Source organism: Hymenobacter sp. UYP22 (assembly GCF_040547285.1).
Classification (GTDB): domain Bacteria; phylum Bacteroidota; class Bacteroidia; order Cytophagales; family Hymenobacteraceae; genus Hymenobacter.
Genome location: NZ_JBEPPK010000001.1, coordinates 394,307 through 413,373, shown reverse-complemented (window position 1 = coordinate 413,373; position 19,067 = coordinate 394,307). Strand labels below are relative to the sequence as shown.

The following is a 19,067-nucleotide window of genomic DNA, read 5'->3' as shown; positions in this document are numbered from 1 at the left end:
ATTTTTAGCTCTTTTTCACGATGCTGGCCGACATTTCGGCTTCCATTACCACTTTCCCATTCACGTAGGCCTTGCCGCTCATTTTGGCAATGCCGCGCTTAATAGGAGCCGTCAGCTCGCATTTGAACAGAATCGTGTCGCCGGGTTTAACCATTCGACGGAACCGGCAGTTTTCAATTCCCAGGAAATAGGTCCAGTAGTTCTCCGGGTCGGGCACGGTGCTCAGCACCAGAATACCGCCGGTCTGGGCCATGGCCTCAATTTGCAGTACGCCGGGCATCACGGGGTTGCCCGGGAAGTGGCCCGGAAAGAACGGCTCGTTCATCGTCACGTTTTTCACGCCGGTTACCGTGTTGGCATCCAGGTGAATAATCTTATCGATGAGCAGGAAGGGGTAGCGGTGGGGCAGGGTGGCGGCAATCTTGTTGATGTCCATCACCGGCTCCCGGGCGGGGTCGTAGGTAGGCACCGCGCTGGCGTGGGCCTCCATCATCTTCTTCTTGATGCGCTTGGCAAAGGCCACGTTGGCCGCGTGGCCGGGGCGGGCCGCCAGAATCTGACCTTTCAGGGGGCGGCCTACCAGGGCCAGGTCGCCTACCAAATCCAGGAGCTTGTGGCGGGCGGGCTCGTTTTTGTAGCGCAGGTCTACGTTGTTGAGGATGCCTTCCTTCTTGACGGCTACTTTGGGTTTGCCCAGCATGGTGGCCAAATCACCCAGTTCTTCGTCGCTTACCACGCGGTCAACTACCACAATGGCATTGCTCAAATCACCGCCCTTGATGAGGTTGGATTTGTAGAGAGCCTCCAGCTCGTGCAGAAAGCAGAACGTGCGCGACGACGCAATTTCGGAGGTAAACTGGTCGATGTGGGTGAGGGAGGCGTGCTGGGAGCCCAGCACGGGGGAGTTGTAGTCCACCATCACCGTGAGGCGGTAAGAGTTCAGCGGCAGGCCGGCAATTTCCACGGCCCGGGCGTTGTCCACGTAGCGGATTTCGTCGGGTATCTCGAAGTAGTTGCGCAGGGCGTTCTGCTCCTCCAAGCCCGCTTCGAGCAGGGGCTTAATGAACTCGTAGCTGCTGCCATCCATAATGGGGGGCTCAGGCCCGTCCAGCTGAATCAGCACGTTGTCAAGCTGCAACCCCACCAGCGCGGCCAGCGTGTGCTCCACCGTATTCACGCGGGCCCCGTTCTGCTCGATAGTGGTGCCGCGGCTCAGGTCCACTACGTTGTCCACGTCGGCATCCACAATGGGCTGCCCGGGCAAATCAACGCGCTGAAATTTATAGCCGTGGTTGATGGGCGCGGGGCAGAACGTCATGGTGGCCTGCACGCCGGTATGAAGGCCAATGCCACTCACGGTGACGGGGGCCTTGATGGTATGTTGCTTGTCGTTCATCTAAAGAAGCTAGGAGCTGGGAGCTAGAAGCTAGGAGGTAAAGGTAAAATCGAAGGAGGCAGGCGAGCCAAGCCTTCTAGCTCCTGACTTCTAACTCCTTCAAAACGCAAAGCTAGGGCTTTTCCGGTTCGGTGCGGGCACGCTCCAGTTGAGTTAGGCGGCGCTCCAGGTCGGGCAGGTGGCGGAATACGGCATTGGCCCGCAAACTGTCGCGCAGGTTGAAGGCCGGGGAGCCCTGCAAGAGCACGCCTTCTTCCTTGATGGACTTGCCTACGCCCGACTGCGCCGTAACGGTGGTGCGGTTAGCCAGGGTGAGGTGACCGGCCAGGCCCGTCTGGCCCGCCAGCACGCAGAAGTCCCCGATTTTGGTGGAGCCCGAGATGCCCGACTGCGAGGCTACCACCGTGTGGCGGCCGATTTCCACGTTGTGGGCAATCTGCACAAGGTTATCAATTTTGGCGCCTTCCCGGATGAGGGTGGAACCCATGGTAGCGCAGTCGATGGTGGCGTTGGCCCCGATGCTCACGTTATCTTCCAGCACCACGTTGCCAATCTGCGGAATAGTGCGGTAGGAGCCGTCGGGCTGGGGGGCAAAGCCGAACCCATCGGACCCGATGACGGCCCCGGCGTGCACGGTGCAGCGGCTGCCAATAACGGTTTCAGCGTAAATTTTAGCCCCGGCGTATAGAATGGTGCCATCACCAATCTTCACCCGGTCGCCGATGAACACATGGGGGAAAATCACCACGTCCCGGCCAATTTCGCAGTTCTCGCCGATGTAGGAAAAGGCCCCGCGGTAGTGGTTCTCGCCGATGCGGGAGCCGCTGCCCATATAGGCCGGCTCCTCCACGCCGCGTTTGCCGGTGCGGGTAGCCTGCTGGTAGAATTCCAACAGCGTGGTAAAACTGGTATAGGGGTCTTCCACGCGGATGAGGGCGGCCCCTACGGGGTGGCGCAGCTCCAGCGAGTGGCTAACAATAACGGCCGAGGCGCCCGTGGAATACAGGTGGGGCTCGTACTTCAGATTGGCCAGAAAGGAGAGGGCGCCCGCCTGGGCCTCCTCAATTTTGGCTAGTCGGTCGATGCGCAGGGAGGCGTCGCCTTCCACAGTTCCGCGCAGTACTTCTGCTATCTGGCCTACGGTAAATTCCATCGGGCAAAAGTAGATAATTATTCAGTTGTCAGTTGCTGGCTGCCAACTGTCAGGCAATGCGGAATGGGCAGGAGGACTCATTTACCAAGTGTTACTGGCACCTGACAACTGGCACTCAACAACTCAGAGAATTTCCTTGGGGTAGCAGATGTAGTGCTTTTCCACGCGCTGGCTGATGGCCCGGATGTTGGGCAAATCGGAAGCCTCGGCCACGTTGACCACCCGCCCGCGCTTGGTCAGCACGTCAATCGGGTCTTGGCCGCCGATGTCGTAGGCGTTGTTGCTGATGCGGCCCGTGAGCATGAGCTGGGCTGCGTCGTCGTGGGGCAGGCGGAAGTGCTCGGCAATCAGCTCCACAATACCTAGCTGGAACTCCTCATCAAACGGCTCGGTCTGGAGCGTGATTTTGAACAAGTGTCGGTCGAGCAGACTTTGGGCCAGGTAGTTGAGTACTTTATCGGGGTGGTCGGCCCAGAGCTTCACGGCCCCCCACACGTCGGTATCATCCAAGCGGGTAAAGCGGCGCAGAATCTGGTCATCCTGCTCAAACTCCCGTTGCGTGACGTTGCGCGAGAGGAAGAAGTGCAGGTTGGGTGCGGCCGGCACCTGCACGCCCGCCCGCACCAGGTCGCGGGCCCGCTCCATAATCCGGATAACCATCTGCTCGGCCGAGGTAACGGTTTTGTGCAGGTACACCTGCCAGTACATCAGGCGGCGGCTCACCAGAAAATTCTCGATGCTGTACACGGCCTTTTCCTCCAGCACCAGCTTCTCGTCCACCACCGTCAGCATTTTAATGAGGCGGTCGGCGCCGGGGCGGCCTTCCTGCACGCCGGTATAAAACGAGTCCCGGTTCAGGTAGTCCAGCCGGTCCATATCCAGTTGGCTGCTCACTAGCTGGTGAAAAAACGGCCGCGAGTAGGTGCCCTCGAAAATCTGAATGGCCAGGTCCAGGGCTCCGTTGAACTGGGCGTTGAGCTTGCGCATGAGGTGCAGGCTGATGGCCTCGTGGTGCACATCATCGAAAATGCTGCGCTCCAGGGCGTGGGAGAGGGGCCCGTGGCCAATGTCGTGGAGCAGAATGGCCGCCATAGCCGCCTCGCCCTCCTTGGCCGAAATCTTGATGCCCTTGTCCTTGAGCGTGCGCAGGGCCAGCGTCATTAGGTGCATGGCGCCCAGGGCGTGGTGAAAGCGCGTGTGCAGAGCCCCGGGGTATACAAACATGGTAAGGCCCAACTGCTGAATGCGGCGCAGGCGCTGAAAATAAGTGTGCTCAATCAGGTCAAACAACAGCTCCGTGGGGATGGTCACAAAGCCATACACCGGGTCGTTGAAGATTTTCTTTTTGTTCATTAGGGTCTTAGGGTCTTGGGGTCTTGGGGTCTTGGATTGACCTTTGGGCCCGAAGCGGAAAAGGGAGGAGCAGACGGAGCAGTTAGGCTGGCTTTACGGCGTAGTGGCCGGATTGTGTTTGTCAGGAAGGTTGGCTTTGACTTTTTGATAATAGGCTGTCAGCATCCGCCGGAGTCGTTCTACATCGGGCAATATCGAGTTGGCGGCTTCCGTTGAGAGGTAGTCCAGTCCTTGCGCTAGCAGGAGTTGAGAGGCCAATTCGCTGGCTGAGCCCATCGCAATAGTTAGAAACCGGAGCAAATCGGGGGCCGACTGCCGGCCGCAACCTTCGGCAATATTATGCGGTACAGATGCCGCCGACCGGCGCATCTGACTGGTAAGACCAAACAGTTCTTCTTTTGGGAAATTGCGCGTGAGTTGATACACGGTCAGCGTCAAGGCGAAACTCTCCTGCCAAATACGCAGCTTCCGAAAATCGAACATAATAGGCCCTTGAATGGTAAATTAAACAGGCTACTCAACAAGTAAACGGCGCGGAATTGAATCTTATTCGCCGGATTCCCGGTAAAGCTACTTGCTTTGCCTGAGCATAACAGCATTCCAAATGGTCGGAGAGCAGCGGTGATTGGCCTAGCAACCAAGCCCCTAAGACCCCAAGACCCCAAGACCCTACCCCATGCAATATTCGATTCTCTGGGCCGATGACGAAATCGACCTCCTGAAGCCCCACATTCTCTTCCTCAAAGACAAAGGCTACGATGTAACCGGCGTCAACTCCGGGGCCGATGCCATTGAGGAAATTCAGGAGAAAACCTACGACATCGTATTTCTGGATGAAAACATGCCCGGCCTGACGGGCCTCGAAACCCTCACCGAAATCAAAGCCCTGCGGCCCACCGTGCCCGTGGTCATGATTACTAAGAGCGAGGAGGAGCACATCATGGAATCGGCCATCGGGGCCAAAATTGCCGACTACCTCATCAAGCCCGTTAACCCCAGCCAGATTCTGCTGGCCGTGAAAAAGGTGCTCGACAACAAGCGCCTGGTGAGTGAGGCCACCAACAGCGGCTACCAGCGCGACTTCCGCCAGCTGGGCATGCAGCTCTCCGACCGTCTCAGCCCCTCTGAGTGGGCCGATGTATACAAGAAGCTGGTATACTGGGAGCTGGAAATCAACGAAACGGAGGGCAAGAGCATGGCCGACGTCTTCAACATGCAGAAGGACGAAGCCAACACCTACTTCGGCCGCTTCATCACGGAAAACTACGAGGACTGGGTGAACGGCGACGATGACGAGGCCCCACTCATGTCGCACCAGCTATTCAAGGAGCGGGTGTTCCCCATGCTGAAGGAAACCGGCGACACGCCCGTGTACTTCGTGCTCATTGACAACCTGCGCTACGACCAGTGGAAGGTGCTGGAGCCCATCATTGCCGAGCTGTTCACCGTTGATTCGGAGGAAACCTACTACTCCATTCTGCCCACTACCACGGCCTACGCGCGCAATGCCATCTTCTCGGGCATGATGCCGGGTGATATCCAGAAGAAGTACCCCAACCTCTGGGTGTGGGACGACGACGACGAGGGCAAGAACATGCACGAGGCCGAGTTCATGGAAATCATGTTCCAGAAAGCCAACCAGAAGCATAAGTTCAGCTACAACAAGGTAACCAACCTGCAAGCTGGCAAGGACTTGCTAGGCAAAATGGCCAACCTGCACAACAACTACAAGCTTAACGTCATCGTCTACAACTTCGTGGACATGCTCAGCCACGCCCGCACCGATATGGCCATGATTCGGGAGTTGGCGGCTGATGAGTCGGCGTACCGCAGCATCACCAAGTCGTGGTTCCTGCACTCCCCGCTGTACGAAATGCTCCAGCAGATTTCCGAGCGCAAGGGCAAGCTTATCATCACCACCGACCACGGCACCATCCGCGTGAAGCGCCCCTACAAGATTGTGGGCGACCGGAACACGAATACCAACCTGCGCTACAAGCACGGCAAAAACCTGGGCTTCGATGACTCCCGCGACGTGTACACCGTGCGCAAGCCGGAACGCATCTTCCTGCCCCGCGAGAACGTGAGCACCGCCTACGTCTTCACCGTCGGCGACTACTTCTTCGCCTACCCCAACAACTACAACTACTACGTGAACTACTACAAGGACACGTTCCAGCACGGTGGCATCTCCCTGGAGGAATGTATCATCCCGTACGTGGTGCTCAGCCCGAAAGGGTAGAAATATCGAAGGCTAAACAACAGAAAAGGCCGGTCAGTTGACCGGCCTTTTCTGCTTTCTGGTATGGGGCGGTACGCGCTGTTTCATGGTGATGAGTATTGCGCCATTGGTGGCTTGGGAGCCATAAAGAGCCGTTGCTTGAGTACTTTTGAGAACGGCTATTTTCTCAATGTCATCAGGGTTGATAGTTTTGACCTGCTCCGCAGAAATGGGAAGGCCATCAACTACCCAAAGCGGCTCATCACCAGGTCGTATGGAACTGGTGCAAACAAGACGGATCTGAATGGGCTTATGAGTAGTAGTATCCGGGCTTTGCACTTGGTGAAATGATGGAAGTACTTTGGTTTGCGCACGCAGCCTAGTGTGAGCTAATAGCAGGAGCGCAGCTGACAAATAGAAGCGGATACGCATAGCGGAGTGGGATTACAATGAATTTCTCGGATAGGTCATGTATAGATGCAGCAGGAAGATAAAATTCACACCTGCTCGTGCAAAAAAACTACTTGATCAATCTACTTCTTCCCATTGCTCCGCTCCGACGATTCCCGGACCAGCAAATCGGGCTGAAGCACTACGCGGCGGGGGGAAAAGGTGCTGCTGTGTTCCTCGCGCATCTCCAGAAACAGCCGCACGGCCGACTGGCCCATCTGCTCGCAGCGCTGATCCACGGAAGTGAGCATGGGCTCGGTGAGGGAGGTGAAGGTTTCGTTGCTGAAACCGGCCAGAGCAATATCCTGGGGCACGCGCAGCTTGCGGCGCTTGAGCTCCTGCAAGGCCCCCACCACCGAAAAATCGGAGGCTGAAAATACGGCGTCGGGCGGGGTAGGTAAGGCCAGCATCTTTTGCATGCCGGCAATGCCGTCTTCCAGGGTCATGTCGCAGTAGAAAATCAGTTCCTCTTCCAGGGGCAAGCCGGCTTCCAGCAGGGCATCAATGTAGCCCTGGCGGCGGTGCTTGTAGATGTTCAGGTGCTGGGGGCCGCCGAAGTGGGCAATGCGCCGGCAGCCCTGCTTGATAAGGTGTTTGGTGGATTGGTAGCCACCTTCCCGGTCGTCGAGCACCACGGCACTTACGTCCAGCCCATCCAGCACCCGATCAAAAAATACCAGCGGAATTTCCTGCTTGCGCACTTTCTCGAAGTGCTTGAAGTCGCGGGTGGTGCGCGACATGGATACCAGAATGCCTTCTACCTGCGCGCTGAGCAGGGTTTCGATGTTCTTGCGCTCATGCGTCACATCCTCGTTCGACTGGCAGATCATGATGTTGTAGCCCGCCTTGGAGGCAATGGTTTCAATGCCTTTCACCACCAGCGTAAAAAAGTGTCCGTCGATGTGGGGCACTAGTACGCCCAGCAAATTGCTGCGGCCCTTGCGCAAGCCGGCTGCCATGTGGTTGGGCTGGTAGTGCAGCTCCTTGGCCAGCTTCCACACCCGTTTCTTGGTCGTGTCACTGATGCCCGGATGGTCGCTGAGCGCCCGGGACACCGTGGAAACGGAAACGCCGAGCTGCTGGGCCAGGTCGGTAATAGAGGCTTTCGTACGTGCCAAAGTTCGGCTGATTAGGAGGGGATGGTCGTGCAAGTAGTTACGCAAAATCTACGCAACTACTTATGCAAAGCTACGCCATATAACGGGTAACCTCGTCAGTAGTTCTACGGTGTAGAAGATGCGTCTTGCTTTGGTGCTAGGGTAGGGGCTGGGGCGTGTAGGTGGGGCCCTGGCAGCGCGGACCCTGGGCCGTCCAGGCCAGCTTATCAATGCAGAGTTGCCGCTCGGTCATTTCCGGGTTCCAGGCATGATATACCAGGTATTCGGTCTTGCCGTTGGGGCTCATCACGTGGGAATGGTGGCCCGGTCCGCGCACATGACCCTCAACGGCGTGCAACACCCGCGGGCCCATGCCATCACCGGTATCCGTGTAGGGGCCCATTACGCTGTCGGCTACGCAATAGTCAACACCATAGCGGGGCGTGAGGAAGTTGGCGCCACTGTAGAAGCAGTAGTATTTGTTGCCACGTTTGCGCACGAAGGGACCTTCCAGGGTGTGCCACTCCTTAAACGTCTGGTTATCGTAGAGCGGCATGGTGCGGTTCTTCTCAAATACCGTCCAGTCGTGGCGGGCGCGCATTACGGTGCGGCTTTCCCCGGCCAGGCGGGTCATGTCCAGGAGCCTGTCTACTACCAAGCCGGTGCCGGGTCGGTAACCGTCGTTGGAGTCGATAAAGTCGCGGGCGTAGAACAGGTACCACTGCCCATCGGTATCCTGGAAGGGGTGGGCGTCGATAGTGAACTTACTGGCCGGTACATCCAGCAGGGCCGCCTGCGTGTAAGGCCCCTGGGGCGTTTTGCTGGTGGCCACGTGCAGGCGGTGGCCCACGGAGGCCCCGATAGCGCCGCCGCCCATGGAGTAATACATGTAGAAGGTGCCCTTGTGGTACACTACTTCGGGCGCCCAGAAGTCGGCCCCCTCAGCCCCGGCGGGCGGTGTGAGGGCCCCGCCGGCCACTTGCCAGTCAACCAGGTTATCGGAGGTGAGCAGGGTGAAGATGCGCCCATCGGGGGTGCGGCCCTGGCCGGTGGTGCCAAAGGCGTAGTAGCGGCCCTGATGCTTAAGCACAAAAGGGTCGGGGAACTGGCCGGGGTACACGGGGTTGGTATAAGTGCGGGCAGCCGTGCGGGCAGCGGCCTGGTTCAGTAGGGCAAGGGAGGCCAAGCCAGCAGTGGCTTGCTGCAGAAATGTGCGGCGGGAGTAGGGCATGGTGAAGGAGAGAGTGGACAGATATTGTGGAAGGATGTTCAGGGCCGGTAGCTGCACGTTATCCGGTGCCACACCTGTCCCAGTTGGCGGGTAGAGGGGCTTTGTGAGCATGCGGCCAGTCCGTAGCCGGGCAGCTTGCCGCGTTCAACTCCCTATGAAGGGTGAGGCATGGGCAAGGAACAGGCAAGACCAAACGCTGGAGTTAGGCCCCAAGTAAATGGTGAGTAAGTACTCAAAAGAAACCCAGTATTGGGCTTGTGGGCAAGATGCAGATAAATGTGCAAACGTTTGCGTTATTTCGATACTAAGATTAGCTTGCACCGTCGCAAGTACCCCAGGGCCCACTACCAAACCGGCGGCCAACTACCTGATTCGCCGGATATGGCCCGGTACCCGACCGGGCATTGCCGTTAGCCCTGGTTAGCCTTACCCGGCAGTGGTACTCGGCTGTATCTCGGGCGTACCGGCCGGCAATCCTGTGGGTGCTTTCTTCCCTAAATGTAAATGCAGCCGCTGCCCGGAATTGCCCTTCTGCTTCCGTGTGCGTTGCTCCTCCCCGTACTACCATGAACATTGCTACTCGTCTTTGTGCCGTACTGCTTGGGGCCGGCTTCACGGCTGGCTTGGCCTCACCGGCACTGGCCCAGCAGAAGCCCGCTGCTACCTTCCGCAACCCCCTGCACACGGAAGGCCCCGACCCTTGGGTAACCCGGCACGGTGGCATTTACTACTACACGCACACCACCGGCCGCAACATCACGCTCTGGAAAACCCAGGCCCTGAGCGCGGTATCCCAGGCCCCGGCCGCAGTGGTCTGGACGCCGCCCGCTACCGGCCCCAACTCCGCCGAAATCTGGGCCCCGGAGCTGCATCGCCTCAATGGCAAGTGGTACCTCTACTACACGGCCACCGATAAAGCCCGGGCCGGCGACAACAGCCGCTACGTGTTCGTGCTGGAAAACGCCGCTGCTGACCCCACCACGGGTACCTGGACGGACAAGGGCCGGGTAAACACCAAATACGCCGGCCTCGACGGCTCGGTGTTTGAGCAGGGCGGCAAGCGGTATTTCCTGTACTCGGCATACGTGGGGCCGCAGAGCGTGCTGGCCATTGCTCCCATGACGAATCCGTGGACGCTGGCCCCCGACAAAGAAGTGATTATTGCCCGCCCCACCTTTGAGTGGGAAAAAGGGGGCGGCCGCCAGATTCTGGAAGGCCCCGAGTTTCTGGCTGGTAAACAGGGCCAGCTGCTGGTGGTGTACTCGGCCAGCGCCTGCTGGGATGATAATTACTGCCTGGGCATGCTCACGGCCCAGAAGGGTGCTGATCCTCTTAGGCCTGAATCCTGGACTAAAGCACCCCAGCCCGTGTTTAAGCCCTCAGCCGAAAATCAGGTGTGGGGTACCGGTCATAACAGCTTCACAAAATCGGCGGACGGGCGCGAGGACTGGCTGGTGTACCACGCCAAAGCTGCCGCCGACGGCAAGTGTGAGGGCCGCAGCTCCCGCATGCAGCGCTTCACCTGGAACCCCGACGGTACTCCCAACTTCGGCGTGCCCGTGTCGCTGACGCAGCCTCAATCCACACCCTCCGGCGAATAGGGGCCCGGTACCAAAGCCTGGGGTGCCTACTATAGAATTCCATCCTTCCTTTCACCATTTCCTTTTTCATGAAAAAGCTGCTGCTCTTTCTTCTGCTGCTGAGTTCCACCACCAGCACCTTCGCCCAAAAAACCAAGATCAAAACCAAAGGCGCAGCGGCTACGGCCGCTGCCCTGCAGGGCCAGCGCTGGTCGGCCGAGAAGGCTCAGGCCTGGTACCGGCAGCACCCCTGGATGTCGGGGGCCAACTTCACGCCCAGCACGGCCATCAACCAGTTGGAAATGTGGCAGGCCGACACGTTCGACCCCGCCACCATTGATAAAGAGCTGGGCTGGGCCGAGGGCATCGGCTTTAATACCATGCGCGTGTTTTTGCACAGCCTGGCCTGGCAGCAGGATCCGCAGGGCTTCAAAAAGCGCGTGGGCGACTACCTGGCCCTGGCCGACAAGCACCACATCAGCACTATTCTGGTGTTCTTTGACGACTGCTGGGGCAAGGACCCCAAAGCCGGCCCCCAGCCCGCGCCCAAGCCCGGCATCCACAATTCCGGCTGGGCCCAGGACCCCGGCGACCCCGCCTCCCGCGACTCGGCTACCTTCGTGAAGCTCAAGCCCTACGTGCAGGACGTGCTGCGCAGCTTCGCCACTGATAAGCGCGTGCTGCTCTGGGATTTGTACAATGAGCCCGGCAATAATAATAAGGGCAATGCCTCGCTGCCCCTGCTGCGCAACGTGTTTGCCTGGGCCCGGGAAGTAAACCCCAGCCAGCCCCTGAGCGTGGGCCTCTGGAACTGGGGCCTCAAGGAGCTGAATACCTTTCAGGCCCTGAATTCCGACGTAATGACCTACCACAACTACGACGAGGTGCCAGCCCACGAGCGGGTAATTGAGCTGCTCAAAACCCACGGCCGCCCCATGATCTGCACCGAGTACATGGCCCGTCCCCGCAATTCCCGCTTCGTCAACGTAATGCCCTTGCTGAAGAAGTACAATATCGGGGCCATCAACTGGGGCCTGGTAGACGGCAAAACCAACACCAAGTACCAGTGGGATGTACCCGTGGCCGACGGCGGCGAGCCGGGCGAGTGGTTCCATGAGGTGTTCCGTAAGGACGGCACGCCCTACCACCAGGACGAAACCGACCTGATCCGGAAAACCAACGGCAAATAAGGTCAATTCCTCCTTTGCCCGCCTTTCATCCTCTTCCTGCGCGAGCCAAAGGGAAAGTGAGAGGCGGATTTCAGATGTGCACATGAAAAACGTACTCTACGCCAGCCTGCTGCTGGGGGCTTCGGTGCTGTTCGCCGGGCCGGTTCAGGCCCAGCAGCAGCCCGCCTCTACGGCTGCCACCTTCACCAACCCGTTACTGCCGGCCGGCGCCGACCCCTGGAGCGTGTACTATAACGGCTACTATTACTACACCCACACCACCGGCCGCAACATCACGCTCTGGAAAACCCGGTCCCTGAGCCAGCTGCGTACGGCCCCAAGCAAGGTAGTCTGGACGCCGCCCAGTACCGGGCCCAACTCCCGCGAAATCTGGGCGCCGGAGCTGCACCGCATCCAAGGCAAGTGGTACCTGTACTACGCCGCCGATGCCGGCCGCAACCCCGACCATCGGCTTTTTGTGCTGGAAAACAGCTCGGCTGACCCCCTGGAAGGTACCTGGGTGGATAAGGGGCAGATTACGGATGCTACCAACAAATGGGCTATTGATGGGTCGGTGTTCGAGAATAACGGGCAGCTGTACTTCGTGTGGTCGGGGTGGGAGGGCGACGCAAACGGCCGCCAGGATATCTACCTGGCCCGCATGCAGAACCCCTGGACCATTGCCGGCCCCCGCCTGAAAGTGTCGACGCCAGTATACAGCTGGGAGCGGAACGGCGACCTGAACAACCCCAACGATGTGCCCCACGTGGACGTGAACGAAGGCCCCGAAGTGCTCAGCCACAACGGCAAGCTCTACCTCATCTATTCGGCCAGCGGCTGCTGGACCGATACGTACGCCCTGGGGATGCTCACCGCCTCCGCCAGCGCCGATTTGCTCCAGCCCGGCTCCTGGGCCAAGTCGCCCACGCCGGTTTTCCAGCAGAACGCGGCCAACAAGGTGTACGCCCCCGGCCACAATTCCTTCTTCAAGTCGCCGGATGGTACCCAGGACTGGATTCTCTACCACGCCAACGATGAGCCCGGCCAGGGCTGCGGCCGGTTTCGCACTCCCCGGGCCCAGCCCTTCACCTGGAACCCCGACGGTACCCCCAACTTTGGCAACCCGCTACCCATCACCCAGCCCATAGCGCGGCCTTCGGGTGAGAAATAAGATGAATGCAAAAGCGCCCGTAGCAATAAACTACGGGCGCTTTTGCTTCAAACAGACCTAGTGCCCCGAGCAATGCGAAGGACCTTACTACGCCAGAACGACCATTGTTGCAGCGGCTCGTTCTAGCGCAATAAGGTCCTTCGTTATGCTCAGAATAATGATTCAAGGCATGGCTTCGCCCAGGAAAGAGTCCTACTGTGGCTGAGCCTGCTTGTAGTGGATTTCGGGTAGCTCCCGCAGGCGCTGGGCGGCGTATTCGGGGGTTATGTCGCGCTGGGGGCTGCCCAGCAGCTCGTAACCAACCATAAACTTGCGCACCGAGGCCGAGCGCAGCAGCGGCGGGTAGAAGTGCATGTGCAGGTGCCACTCCGGGTGCGGCTGCCCATCGGTGGGGCGCTGGTGCAGGCCGGCGGAGTAGGGGAAGGAGGTCTGGAACAGGTTGTCGTAGCGGATGGTAAGGCGGCGCAGCGCGTCGGCCAGCGCGTCACGCTCCGTTTCCGTGAGTTGGGTCACGTCCTGCACGGCGCGGCGCGGCAGCACCAGCGTTTCGAAGGGCCAGGCCGCCCAGAAGGGCACCAGCACCACCCAATGCTCGTTTTCCAGCACCACGCGCTGCTGTTCTTGCAGTTCAATAGCCAGGTAGTCGGCCAGCAGGGTACGGCCGTGCTGGCGGAAATGGGCCAGCTGCTGCACGGTTTCCTTGGCCGGGTCGGTGGGCACGGTGCGCTGCGCCCAGATCTGGCCGTGGGGGTGGGGATTGGAGCAACCCATCACCTGGCCCTTATTCTCGAAGATCTGCACGTAGTTGATGTCGGGCCGGGCCCCAAGCTCGGCAAACTGTTCGGCCCAGACGTCCACCACCCCCCGGATAGCCTCCGTGCTCATTTCCGGCAGGGTCAGGTCGTGGCGGGGCGAAAAGCAGATAACCCGGCCCACGCCCGACTCCGCCTCGGCCCGTAGCAACCCGCCCTGCTCCACCGTGCCGGTGGGCGCATCGGGGGTAAGAGCAGCAAAGTCATTATCAAACACGAAGGTGCCGGTGTAGGTGGGGTTGACGGCCCCGTTGGCGCGGGTGTTGCCGGGGCAGAGGTAGCAGGTAGGGTCGTAGGCGGGGCGCTGGCTCCGGTCGGGGGCTTCCTGCTGGCCCTGCCAGGGGCGCAGGGCGCGGTGGGGCGACACAAGCAGCCACTCGCCCGTGAGCGGGTTGAAGCGGCGGTGCGGGTGCTGGGCTAGATCAAAGGCGGCCATCGGAAAAAGAAAAAAGACGGCAAGCCGTCAGGGAGTTGAAAAAGGGAAAGATCAGGCAAGCAACTGCTACGAATCATACTGCAGAACCAGCCCGGGGTTGCCCCGCCTGAACACTGGTTGCTTCGGACCGGGGCGGCAGACGGCAGTTCCCACGCTACCGCCTACCGCTTACCCGGCCCAAAACAAACAGGTACTAACTTACCACAAGCACTGCCTGCCCGGGCCGCAACGCCCCGATATACGCGGCCGGCGCCTTGCGGCCCAGCGCACAAAAGGGCGTCCCTGCCTAGGCCGGTACGCTAGTTGGCTCCAGAGTGGAGACGCCGCCCACAATAGTCGTTTGGTAGGTTTCCAGCTTCAGGCCCAGCTGCTGCTGATAGGCCGCCTGCATGGCAGCCACGAAGCCTGCCACCTGCTCCGGCGCTACCAGGTTGATGGTGCAGCCCCCAAAGCCGCCGCCCATCATGCGGGCGCCGTACACCCCTGGTAGGGCCCGGGCGGCTTCAACCAGTACATCCAGCTCCGAGCAGCTAACGGCGTAATCGTCGCGGAGGCCGGCGTGGGAGGCGTACATGGCCTGCCCGAATGCTACCAGGTTGCCAGCTGCCAGGTGCTGGCAGGCTAGTTCCACGCGCTGGTTTTCTTCTACCACGTAGCGGCAGCGGCGGTATACTACCGCGCTCATCTCGGCTTGGTGGGTTTCCAGCTGGGACAGGGTAGCGTCGCGCAGGCTGGTTACCTCGGGGTAGTACTGCTGCAGTACGCTCACGCCCTGTTCACACTCCTGGCGGCGGGTGTTGTACTCCGAGCTGGCCAGGCTGTGCTTCACCCCGGAGTTGCACAACACAATATGGCAGGCCTGGGTATCGAAAGGGAAGTACGCATACTCCAGGGAGCGGCAATCCAGCCGCACTACCTGGTTGGGCTGGCCAAACAAACTGGCAAACTGATCCATGATACCGCACTGCACGCCGGCAAACTTGTGCTCGGCTAGCTGGGCCATGCGCGCCAGCTCCATGCGGCTCAGCGCGGTGCCCAGCAGCTCATTTAGCGCAAACGCCAGCCCGCACTCCACCGCCGCCGACGACGACATGCCCGCACCGATGGGCACATTGCCCCCAAACACGCAGTCGAAGCCCGGTACCGTAATACCGCGCTGCTGAAACTGGGCCACCACGCCCTTCAGGTAGTTGGCCCAGTGCGGTTTGCCCGGCTGCAGGCCTGTTAGCTCAACGGTGCAATGCGCCTTGTTGTCGTATGAATACAGCCGGGCCTTGCTGGTGTTGTTCAGGGCCACGGCAAACACAATTTCCTTATCAATGGCGGCGGGTAGCACAAAGCCATTGTTATAGTCGGTGTGTTCCCCGATGAGGTTTACGCGCCCTGGAGCGCGCACGAGCAGGGGAGTAGCCGAAAAGTGTTCCTGAAAAGCAGCGAGGATGCGAGTAGACAGCATGAGGCAGAAAGTGGAGCAGGGGTGAAGTGCGTCCGCAACGAGCAATCATATCAGGGGCTCATGCAAACGTTTGCAAATCTACATCAAAATTTCAGAACATATAGTACGGTCGAGCTTGATTTGGGTAGCAGAAATGAGATGTAGCAGGGAGAAATTTGCACTATGGTAGCTGTAAGTGAAGGCAAGATTTTTTTAATTTCTTGACAATTGAGTGAATACTCACTATTCTTACGCAGTCAAATGAGCCCCTGGTTGCTTAATTCGGCGGCTGGTAGCTACTTAGAATACCTTGGCAGGCCGAATTAACGCACTTTTTCTCCCATAGCCGCAAACGTTTGCATTTATTTTCCATGCGCAAACGTTTGCAATTCCCACTTCTTCAACCACCTTTCTACTCCCCATGAAGAACTCCTTACAACGCATGCGTCGGCAAACAGTACCGGCGCTGGTAGCCTGTCTGCCCCTGCTGGCTCCCGTGGCCGGGCAGGCCAGTGAGCTGCCCACCCCGGCCGCCCACCGGGACGCGGTGCTGGCTACTACTATATCCGGCCGCGTGCTGGACGAAAAAGGCCAGGGCATGCCCGGCGTAACGGTGCTGGAACGAGGAACCTCCAATGGCGTTACCACTGACAGTGACGGACGCTACACCTTAGCAGTGGCCGATAACGCTACCCTGGTTTTCTCCTTTGTGGGCTACACTACCCAGGAAGTGCCGGTGAACGGCCGCAGCAGCGTGGATGTGCGCCTGGATGTGGACAGCAAGGTGCTGAACGATGTAGTAGTGGTGGGCTACCTGACCCAGAAGCGGGAGGACGTAACCGGCTCAGTAGCCAGCGTAAGTGCCCGCGAAGCCCAAAAAGCCCCCGTAGCCACCATTGCGGAGGGCATTCAGGGCCGCCTGCCTGGTGTGCAGGTTATCAACTCCGGCGTGCCGGGCCAGGCTCCCCTCGTCAATATCCGGGGCCTGGGCTCCATCAACGGGGGTAGCGGGCCGCTCTACATCATTGATGGGCTGTGGGTAGATAATATCCGCGACTTCAACCCCGCCGATGCCGAATCCATTCAAGTCCTCAAGGACGGGGCTTCCTTGGCGCCGTATGGTTCGCGGGGTGCCAATGGAGTCATCATTATCACCACGAAGAAAGGAAAGGCGGGGCCGCCGGCTATTAGCTTCAATGCCTACCGTGGGGTACAGAAAATTAATAAGACCTACGATTTGATGAATGCCCAGGAGTGGGCCGTTATCAACCGCCAAGCCTACGAAAACGCCGGCCTCTCGGTGCAGCCCTACGTGGCTAACCCCACCGGCGTGAACACCGACTGGCAGAAGGAGCTTATCCAGAAGGGCTCTGTGGAGGATTACAGCCTGGGTTTCTCGGGCGGAGGTCCCAACTCCAATTACCTGGTGTCAGGCGAGTATTTCAACCAGAAAGGCACCGTGGTGGGCCCCAAGTTTGAGCGCTATAGCATACGAATCAATACGGGTTTTAACCGGGGGCGTTTGCGGGTAGGCCAGAACCTGCAAGTGGCCCGCACCAACCAAACGCTGCTCAACGGCCTGCCTTTCCTGGACGTGCTGCGCATGCTGCCCGTTACGCCGGTGTATGACTCGACCAACATCGGGGGCTTCGGGTACGGAAATAACAACGCCAGCACCTTCGGTACCAACCCTATTGCCCTGCAGAAACTGCTCAGCAACACCCGGGTGAACAACCGCCTGCAGGGCAACGTGTACGGGGAAATAGATATTTTCAGCTTCCTGCGCTACCGCCTCAATATGGGCATTGAGTACCTGGGCTACCACGACCGGGAAAAGCGTCAGTACGGTCTCTGGCGTCAAAACGACCCGCTGAACCCCTCGTACTATGCCGAAAACCAGGGAAATAACCTATTTACGCAGGTTGAAAATACTTTGTCTTTTGATAAGAGCTTTGGTGAGCACAACCTGACAGCAGTTGCTGGCTACACGGAGCAGCATCAGCGCTTTGAGTTCACGCGCGGCCGCAACAACGGCTACGGTGTGGGGCCTGTATACTACTGGGCCTTAGACGCGGGCAGCGGCTCGCCCCAGGCATTGGGCTCTACGGTTGTATACAACAAACGCTCTTACTTAGGGCAAATCACGTACGACTACGACCAGCGCTACCTGCTGACCGGGGCTATTCGCCGCGACGGATCTTCCCGGTTTAGTCCCCAGAATCGCTACGGTACCTTTTATGCCGCCTCGGCTGGCTGGCGAGTTTCGCAGGAGCAATTCTTCCAGAACCTGACCGACAAGGTGAGCAACCTGAAGCTGCGTGCCAGCTACGGGGTATTGGGCAATGATTTGCTGGATGGCCCCTACAACGGAGCCTATCTGGGGCAGGGGGTTATCAATCTCAACGTTAACTATCCCTTCGGGGGTGACAATATTCAGACCGGTAGTATCCAGACGCAGCTTGTAAGCCGCGACATTGCCTGGGAAGAGCGCCACACGGCCAACTATGGGTTTGATCTGGGCCTGCTGGAAGACCGGATTACGCTCTCAGCCGATTATTACCGCTCGGAAACACGGAACGCCCTGGTGAACCCGCTGCCGCCGCTGGTGCTGGGCAACGCAGGTACCTACCCCTACCAGCGCGTAGGCCGCATTGCTAACCGGGGGCTTGAATTGTCCTTGGGCTACAACGAGAACCGTAAGGATTTCAAGTACAGCGTTACCGGTAATCTGACCACGCTTACCAACCGCGTAAATGCCCTTAGTGCCGATGGCGGAAACAACCTCTTCCCCGGCGGCCCCGGTGAATCTACCCGCACGGAGGTTGGCTATGAGCTGGGCTCGTTTTTCCTGTACCAATTCGACGGTATCTTCCAGACGGGCGACAATATCGCCAGCAGCGCCCAGCCGAATGCCAAACCCGGCGACGTGCGCTACAAAGACGTGAATGGAGACGGACAGATTACGGCCGCCGACCGGGCCCATGTTGGTCGTGTGTTTCCTAAGCTACAGTACGGGTTAAATCTGTCAGCCAGCTACAAAGGCATTGACTTCTCGGCCTTCTTTCAGGGTGTGCAAGGCAATGATATTCTGAATACCGGCCGGTACTGGCTGGACCGCACCGACGACAACGGCAACTACCGTAAGGGTTTTAGCCCTTGGACGCCCACCAATCCCTCCACTACCACACCCCGCGCCATCATTTCTGGTGCACCTGCGGGCCGGCAGGAAGCCACCGCTGCCGGTGACAACGCCCGTATTAACTCTACCCGCTGGTTGGAGGATGGCTCCTACCTGCGTCTGAAAAATCTGCAGATTGGGTATACCATTCCCAAGTCTTTAACGGAGCAGGTGAAAGGGCTGGGCAGCCTACGCTTCTATGTAACGGGCCAGAACCTGTTCACGGTGACCGACTACACCGGCTACGACCCTGAAGTAGTGGGTGGCGTGCTGAGCCGGGGCGTAGACGAGGGCAGTTACCCCAACATTCGTACGGTTTCCATTGGCGCTCAATTGGGCTTCTAGACCTGGCCGCGTTTCTGCTCATCCTTCCCATCCGACTACG

General features: G+C 59.1%; 14 protein-coding genes. 5 read left to right on the top strand and 9 right to left on the bottom strand.

All coding sequences use genetic code 11. The features are described from left to right. Window positions 1-4: 4 nt before the first annotated feature. The 4 genes from ABIB60_RS01870 to ABIB60_RS01855 form a co-directional block, all read right to left on the bottom strand. Entirely contained in the window at window positions 5-1,396 is a 1,392-nt protein-coding gene (locus ABIB60_RS01870) for a bifunctional UDP-3-O-[3-hydroxymyristoyl] N-acetylglucosamine deacetylase/3-hydroxyacyl-ACP dehydratase (protein WP_315997798.1), read from the bottom strand. 112 nt (window positions 1,397-1,508) lie between these two features. Next, window positions 1,509-2,549: a UDP-3-O-(3-hydroxymyristoyl)glucosamine N-acyltransferase gene (lpxD, locus tag ABIB60_RS01865; RefSeq protein WP_354577322.1), complete on the bottom strand. Its 1,041-nt coding sequence runs from the start codon at window positions 2,547-2,549 to the stop codon at window positions 1,509-1,511. A gap of 123 nt (window positions 2,550-2,672) precedes the next feature. Next, entirely contained in the window at window positions 2,673-3,902 is a 1,230-nt protein-coding gene (locus ABIB60_RS01860) for an HD domain-containing protein (protein ID WP_354577320.1), read from the bottom strand. 93 nt (window positions 3,903-3,995) lie between these two features. Next, window positions 3,996-4,385, bottom strand: a complete 390-nt coding sequence (locus ABIB60_RS01855; protein WP_354577318.1) for a four helix bundle protein — start codon at window positions 4,383-4,385, stop codon at window positions 3,996-3,998. 193 nt (window positions 4,386-4,578) lie between these two features. Here ABIB60_RS01855 and porX point away from each other — a divergent pair, with 193 nt between their 5' ends. After that, entirely contained in the window at window positions 4,579-6,144 is a 1,566-nt protein-coding gene (porX, locus tag ABIB60_RS01850; protein WP_354577316.1) for a T9SS response regulator signal transducer PorX, read from the top strand. Window positions 6,145-6,177: 33 nt separating this feature from the next. Here the strand turns inward: porX and ABIB60_RS01845 are convergent, their stop codons facing one another. The 3 genes from ABIB60_RS01845 to ABIB60_RS01835 form a co-directional block, all read right to left on the bottom strand. Beyond that, the gene (locus ABIB60_RS01845) at window positions 6,178-6,555 is read right to left on the bottom strand and encodes a TonB-dependent receptor plug domain-containing protein (RefSeq protein WP_354577314.1); all 378 of its coding nucleotides are present in this window, start codon (window positions 6,553-6,555) and stop codon (window positions 6,178-6,180) included. Window positions 6,556-6,656: 101 nt separating this feature from the next. Then, entirely contained in the window at window positions 6,657-7,691 is a 1,035-nt protein-coding gene (locus ABIB60_RS01840; RefSeq protein ID WP_354577312.1) for a LacI family DNA-binding transcriptional regulator, read from the bottom strand. Window positions 7,692-7,827: 136 nt separating this feature from the next. Next, the gene (locus tag ABIB60_RS01835) at window positions 7,828-8,973 is read right to left on the bottom strand and encodes a glycoside hydrolase family 43 protein (protein WP_354577310.1); all 1,146 of its coding nucleotides are present in this window, start codon (window positions 8,971-8,973) and stop codon (window positions 7,828-7,830) included. Window positions 8,974-9,467: 494 nt separating this feature from the next. Between ABIB60_RS01835 and ABIB60_RS01830 the strand changes: the two genes are divergently transcribed. The 3 genes from ABIB60_RS01830 (at window position 9,468) to ABIB60_RS01820 (ending at window position 12,821) form a co-directional block, all read left to right on the top strand. Continuing rightward, entirely contained in the window at window positions 9,468-10,502 is a 1,035-nt protein-coding gene (locus tag ABIB60_RS01830; protein ID WP_354577308.1) for a glycoside hydrolase family 43 protein, read from the top strand. Window positions 10,503-10,570: 68 nt separating this feature from the next. Next, complete coding sequence (locus tag ABIB60_RS01825; RefSeq protein WP_354577306.1) at window positions 10,571-11,671, top strand: cellulase family glycosylhydrolase; 1,101 nt, start codon at window positions 10,571-10,573, stop codon at window positions 11,669-11,671. A gap of 82 nt (window positions 11,672-11,753) precedes the next feature. Further along, on the top strand, window positions 11,754-12,821 hold the full coding sequence (locus ABIB60_RS01820) for a glycoside hydrolase family 43 protein (RefSeq protein WP_354577304.1): 1,068 nt from the start codon (window positions 11,754-11,756) through the stop codon (window positions 12,819-12,821). 192 nt (window positions 12,822-13,013) lie between these two features. Here the strand turns inward: ABIB60_RS01820 and ABIB60_RS01815 are convergent, their stop codons facing one another. Then, a complete protein-coding gene (locus ABIB60_RS01815) occupies window positions 13,014-14,069 on the bottom strand; it encodes a UDP-glucose--hexose-1-phosphate uridylyltransferase (protein WP_354577302.1) in 1,056 nt (351 codons plus the stop codon). Window positions 14,070-14,355: 286 nt separating this feature from the next. Then, window positions 14,356-15,525: a galactokinase gene (gene galK, locus ABIB60_RS01810; RefSeq protein ID WP_354577300.1), complete on the bottom strand. Its 1,170-nt coding sequence runs from the start codon at window positions 15,523-15,525 to the stop codon at window positions 14,356-14,358. A gap of 400 nt (window positions 15,526-15,925) precedes the next feature. Between galK and ABIB60_RS01805 the strand changes: the two genes are divergently transcribed. Next, complete coding sequence (locus tag ABIB60_RS01805) at window positions 15,926-19,027, top strand: SusC/RagA family TonB-linked outer membrane protein (protein WP_354577298.1); 3,102 nt, start codon at window positions 15,926-15,928, stop codon at window positions 19,025-19,027. The last annotated feature ends 40 nt before the right edge of the window (window positions 19,028-19,067 follow it).

Coding starts and splice junctions, on each gene's coding strand:
- ABIB60_RS01870 (WP_315997798.1), bottom strand. CDS start 1,396: ATGAACGACAAGCAACATACCATCAAGGCCCCCGTCACCGTGAGTGGC.
- lpxD (WP_354577322.1), bottom strand. CDS start 2,549: ATGGAATTTACCGTAGGCCAGATAGCAGAAGTACTGCGCGGAACTGTG.
- ABIB60_RS01860 (WP_354577320.1), bottom strand. CDS start 3,902: ATGAACAAAAAGAAAATCTTCAACGACCCGGTGTATGGCTTTGTGACC.
- ABIB60_RS01855 (WP_354577318.1), bottom strand. CDS start 4,385: ATGTTCGATTTTCGGAAGCTGCGTATTTGGCAGGAGAGTTTCGCCTTG.
- porX (WP_354577316.1), top strand. CDS start 4,579: ATGCAATATTCGATTCTCTGGGCCGATGACGAAATCGACCTCCTGAAG.
- ABIB60_RS01845 (WP_354577314.1), bottom strand. CDS start 6,555: ATGCGTATCCGCTTCTATTTGTCAGCTGCGCTCCTGCTATTAGCTCAC.
- ABIB60_RS01830 (WP_354577308.1), top strand. CDS start 9,468: ATGAACATTGCTACTCGTCTTTGTGCCGTACTGCTTGGGGCCGGCTTC.
- ABIB60_RS01825 (WP_354577306.1), top strand. CDS start 10,571: ATGAAAAAGCTGCTGCTCTTTCTTCTGCTGCTGAGTTCCACCACCAGC.
- ABIB60_RS01820 (WP_354577304.1), top strand. CDS start 11,754: ATGAAAAACGTACTCTACGCCAGCCTGCTGCTGGGGGCTTCGGTGCTG.
- ABIB60_RS01815 (WP_354577302.1), bottom strand. CDS start 14,069: ATGGCCGCCTTTGATCTAGCCCAGCACCCGCACCGCCGCTTCAACCCG.
- galK (WP_354577300.1), bottom strand. CDS start 15,525: ATGCTGTCTACTCGCATCCTCGCTGCTTTTCAGGAACACTTTTCGGCT.
- ABIB60_RS01805 (WP_354577298.1), top strand. CDS start 15,926: ATGAAGAACTCCTTACAACGCATGCGTCGGCAAACAGTACCGGCGCTG.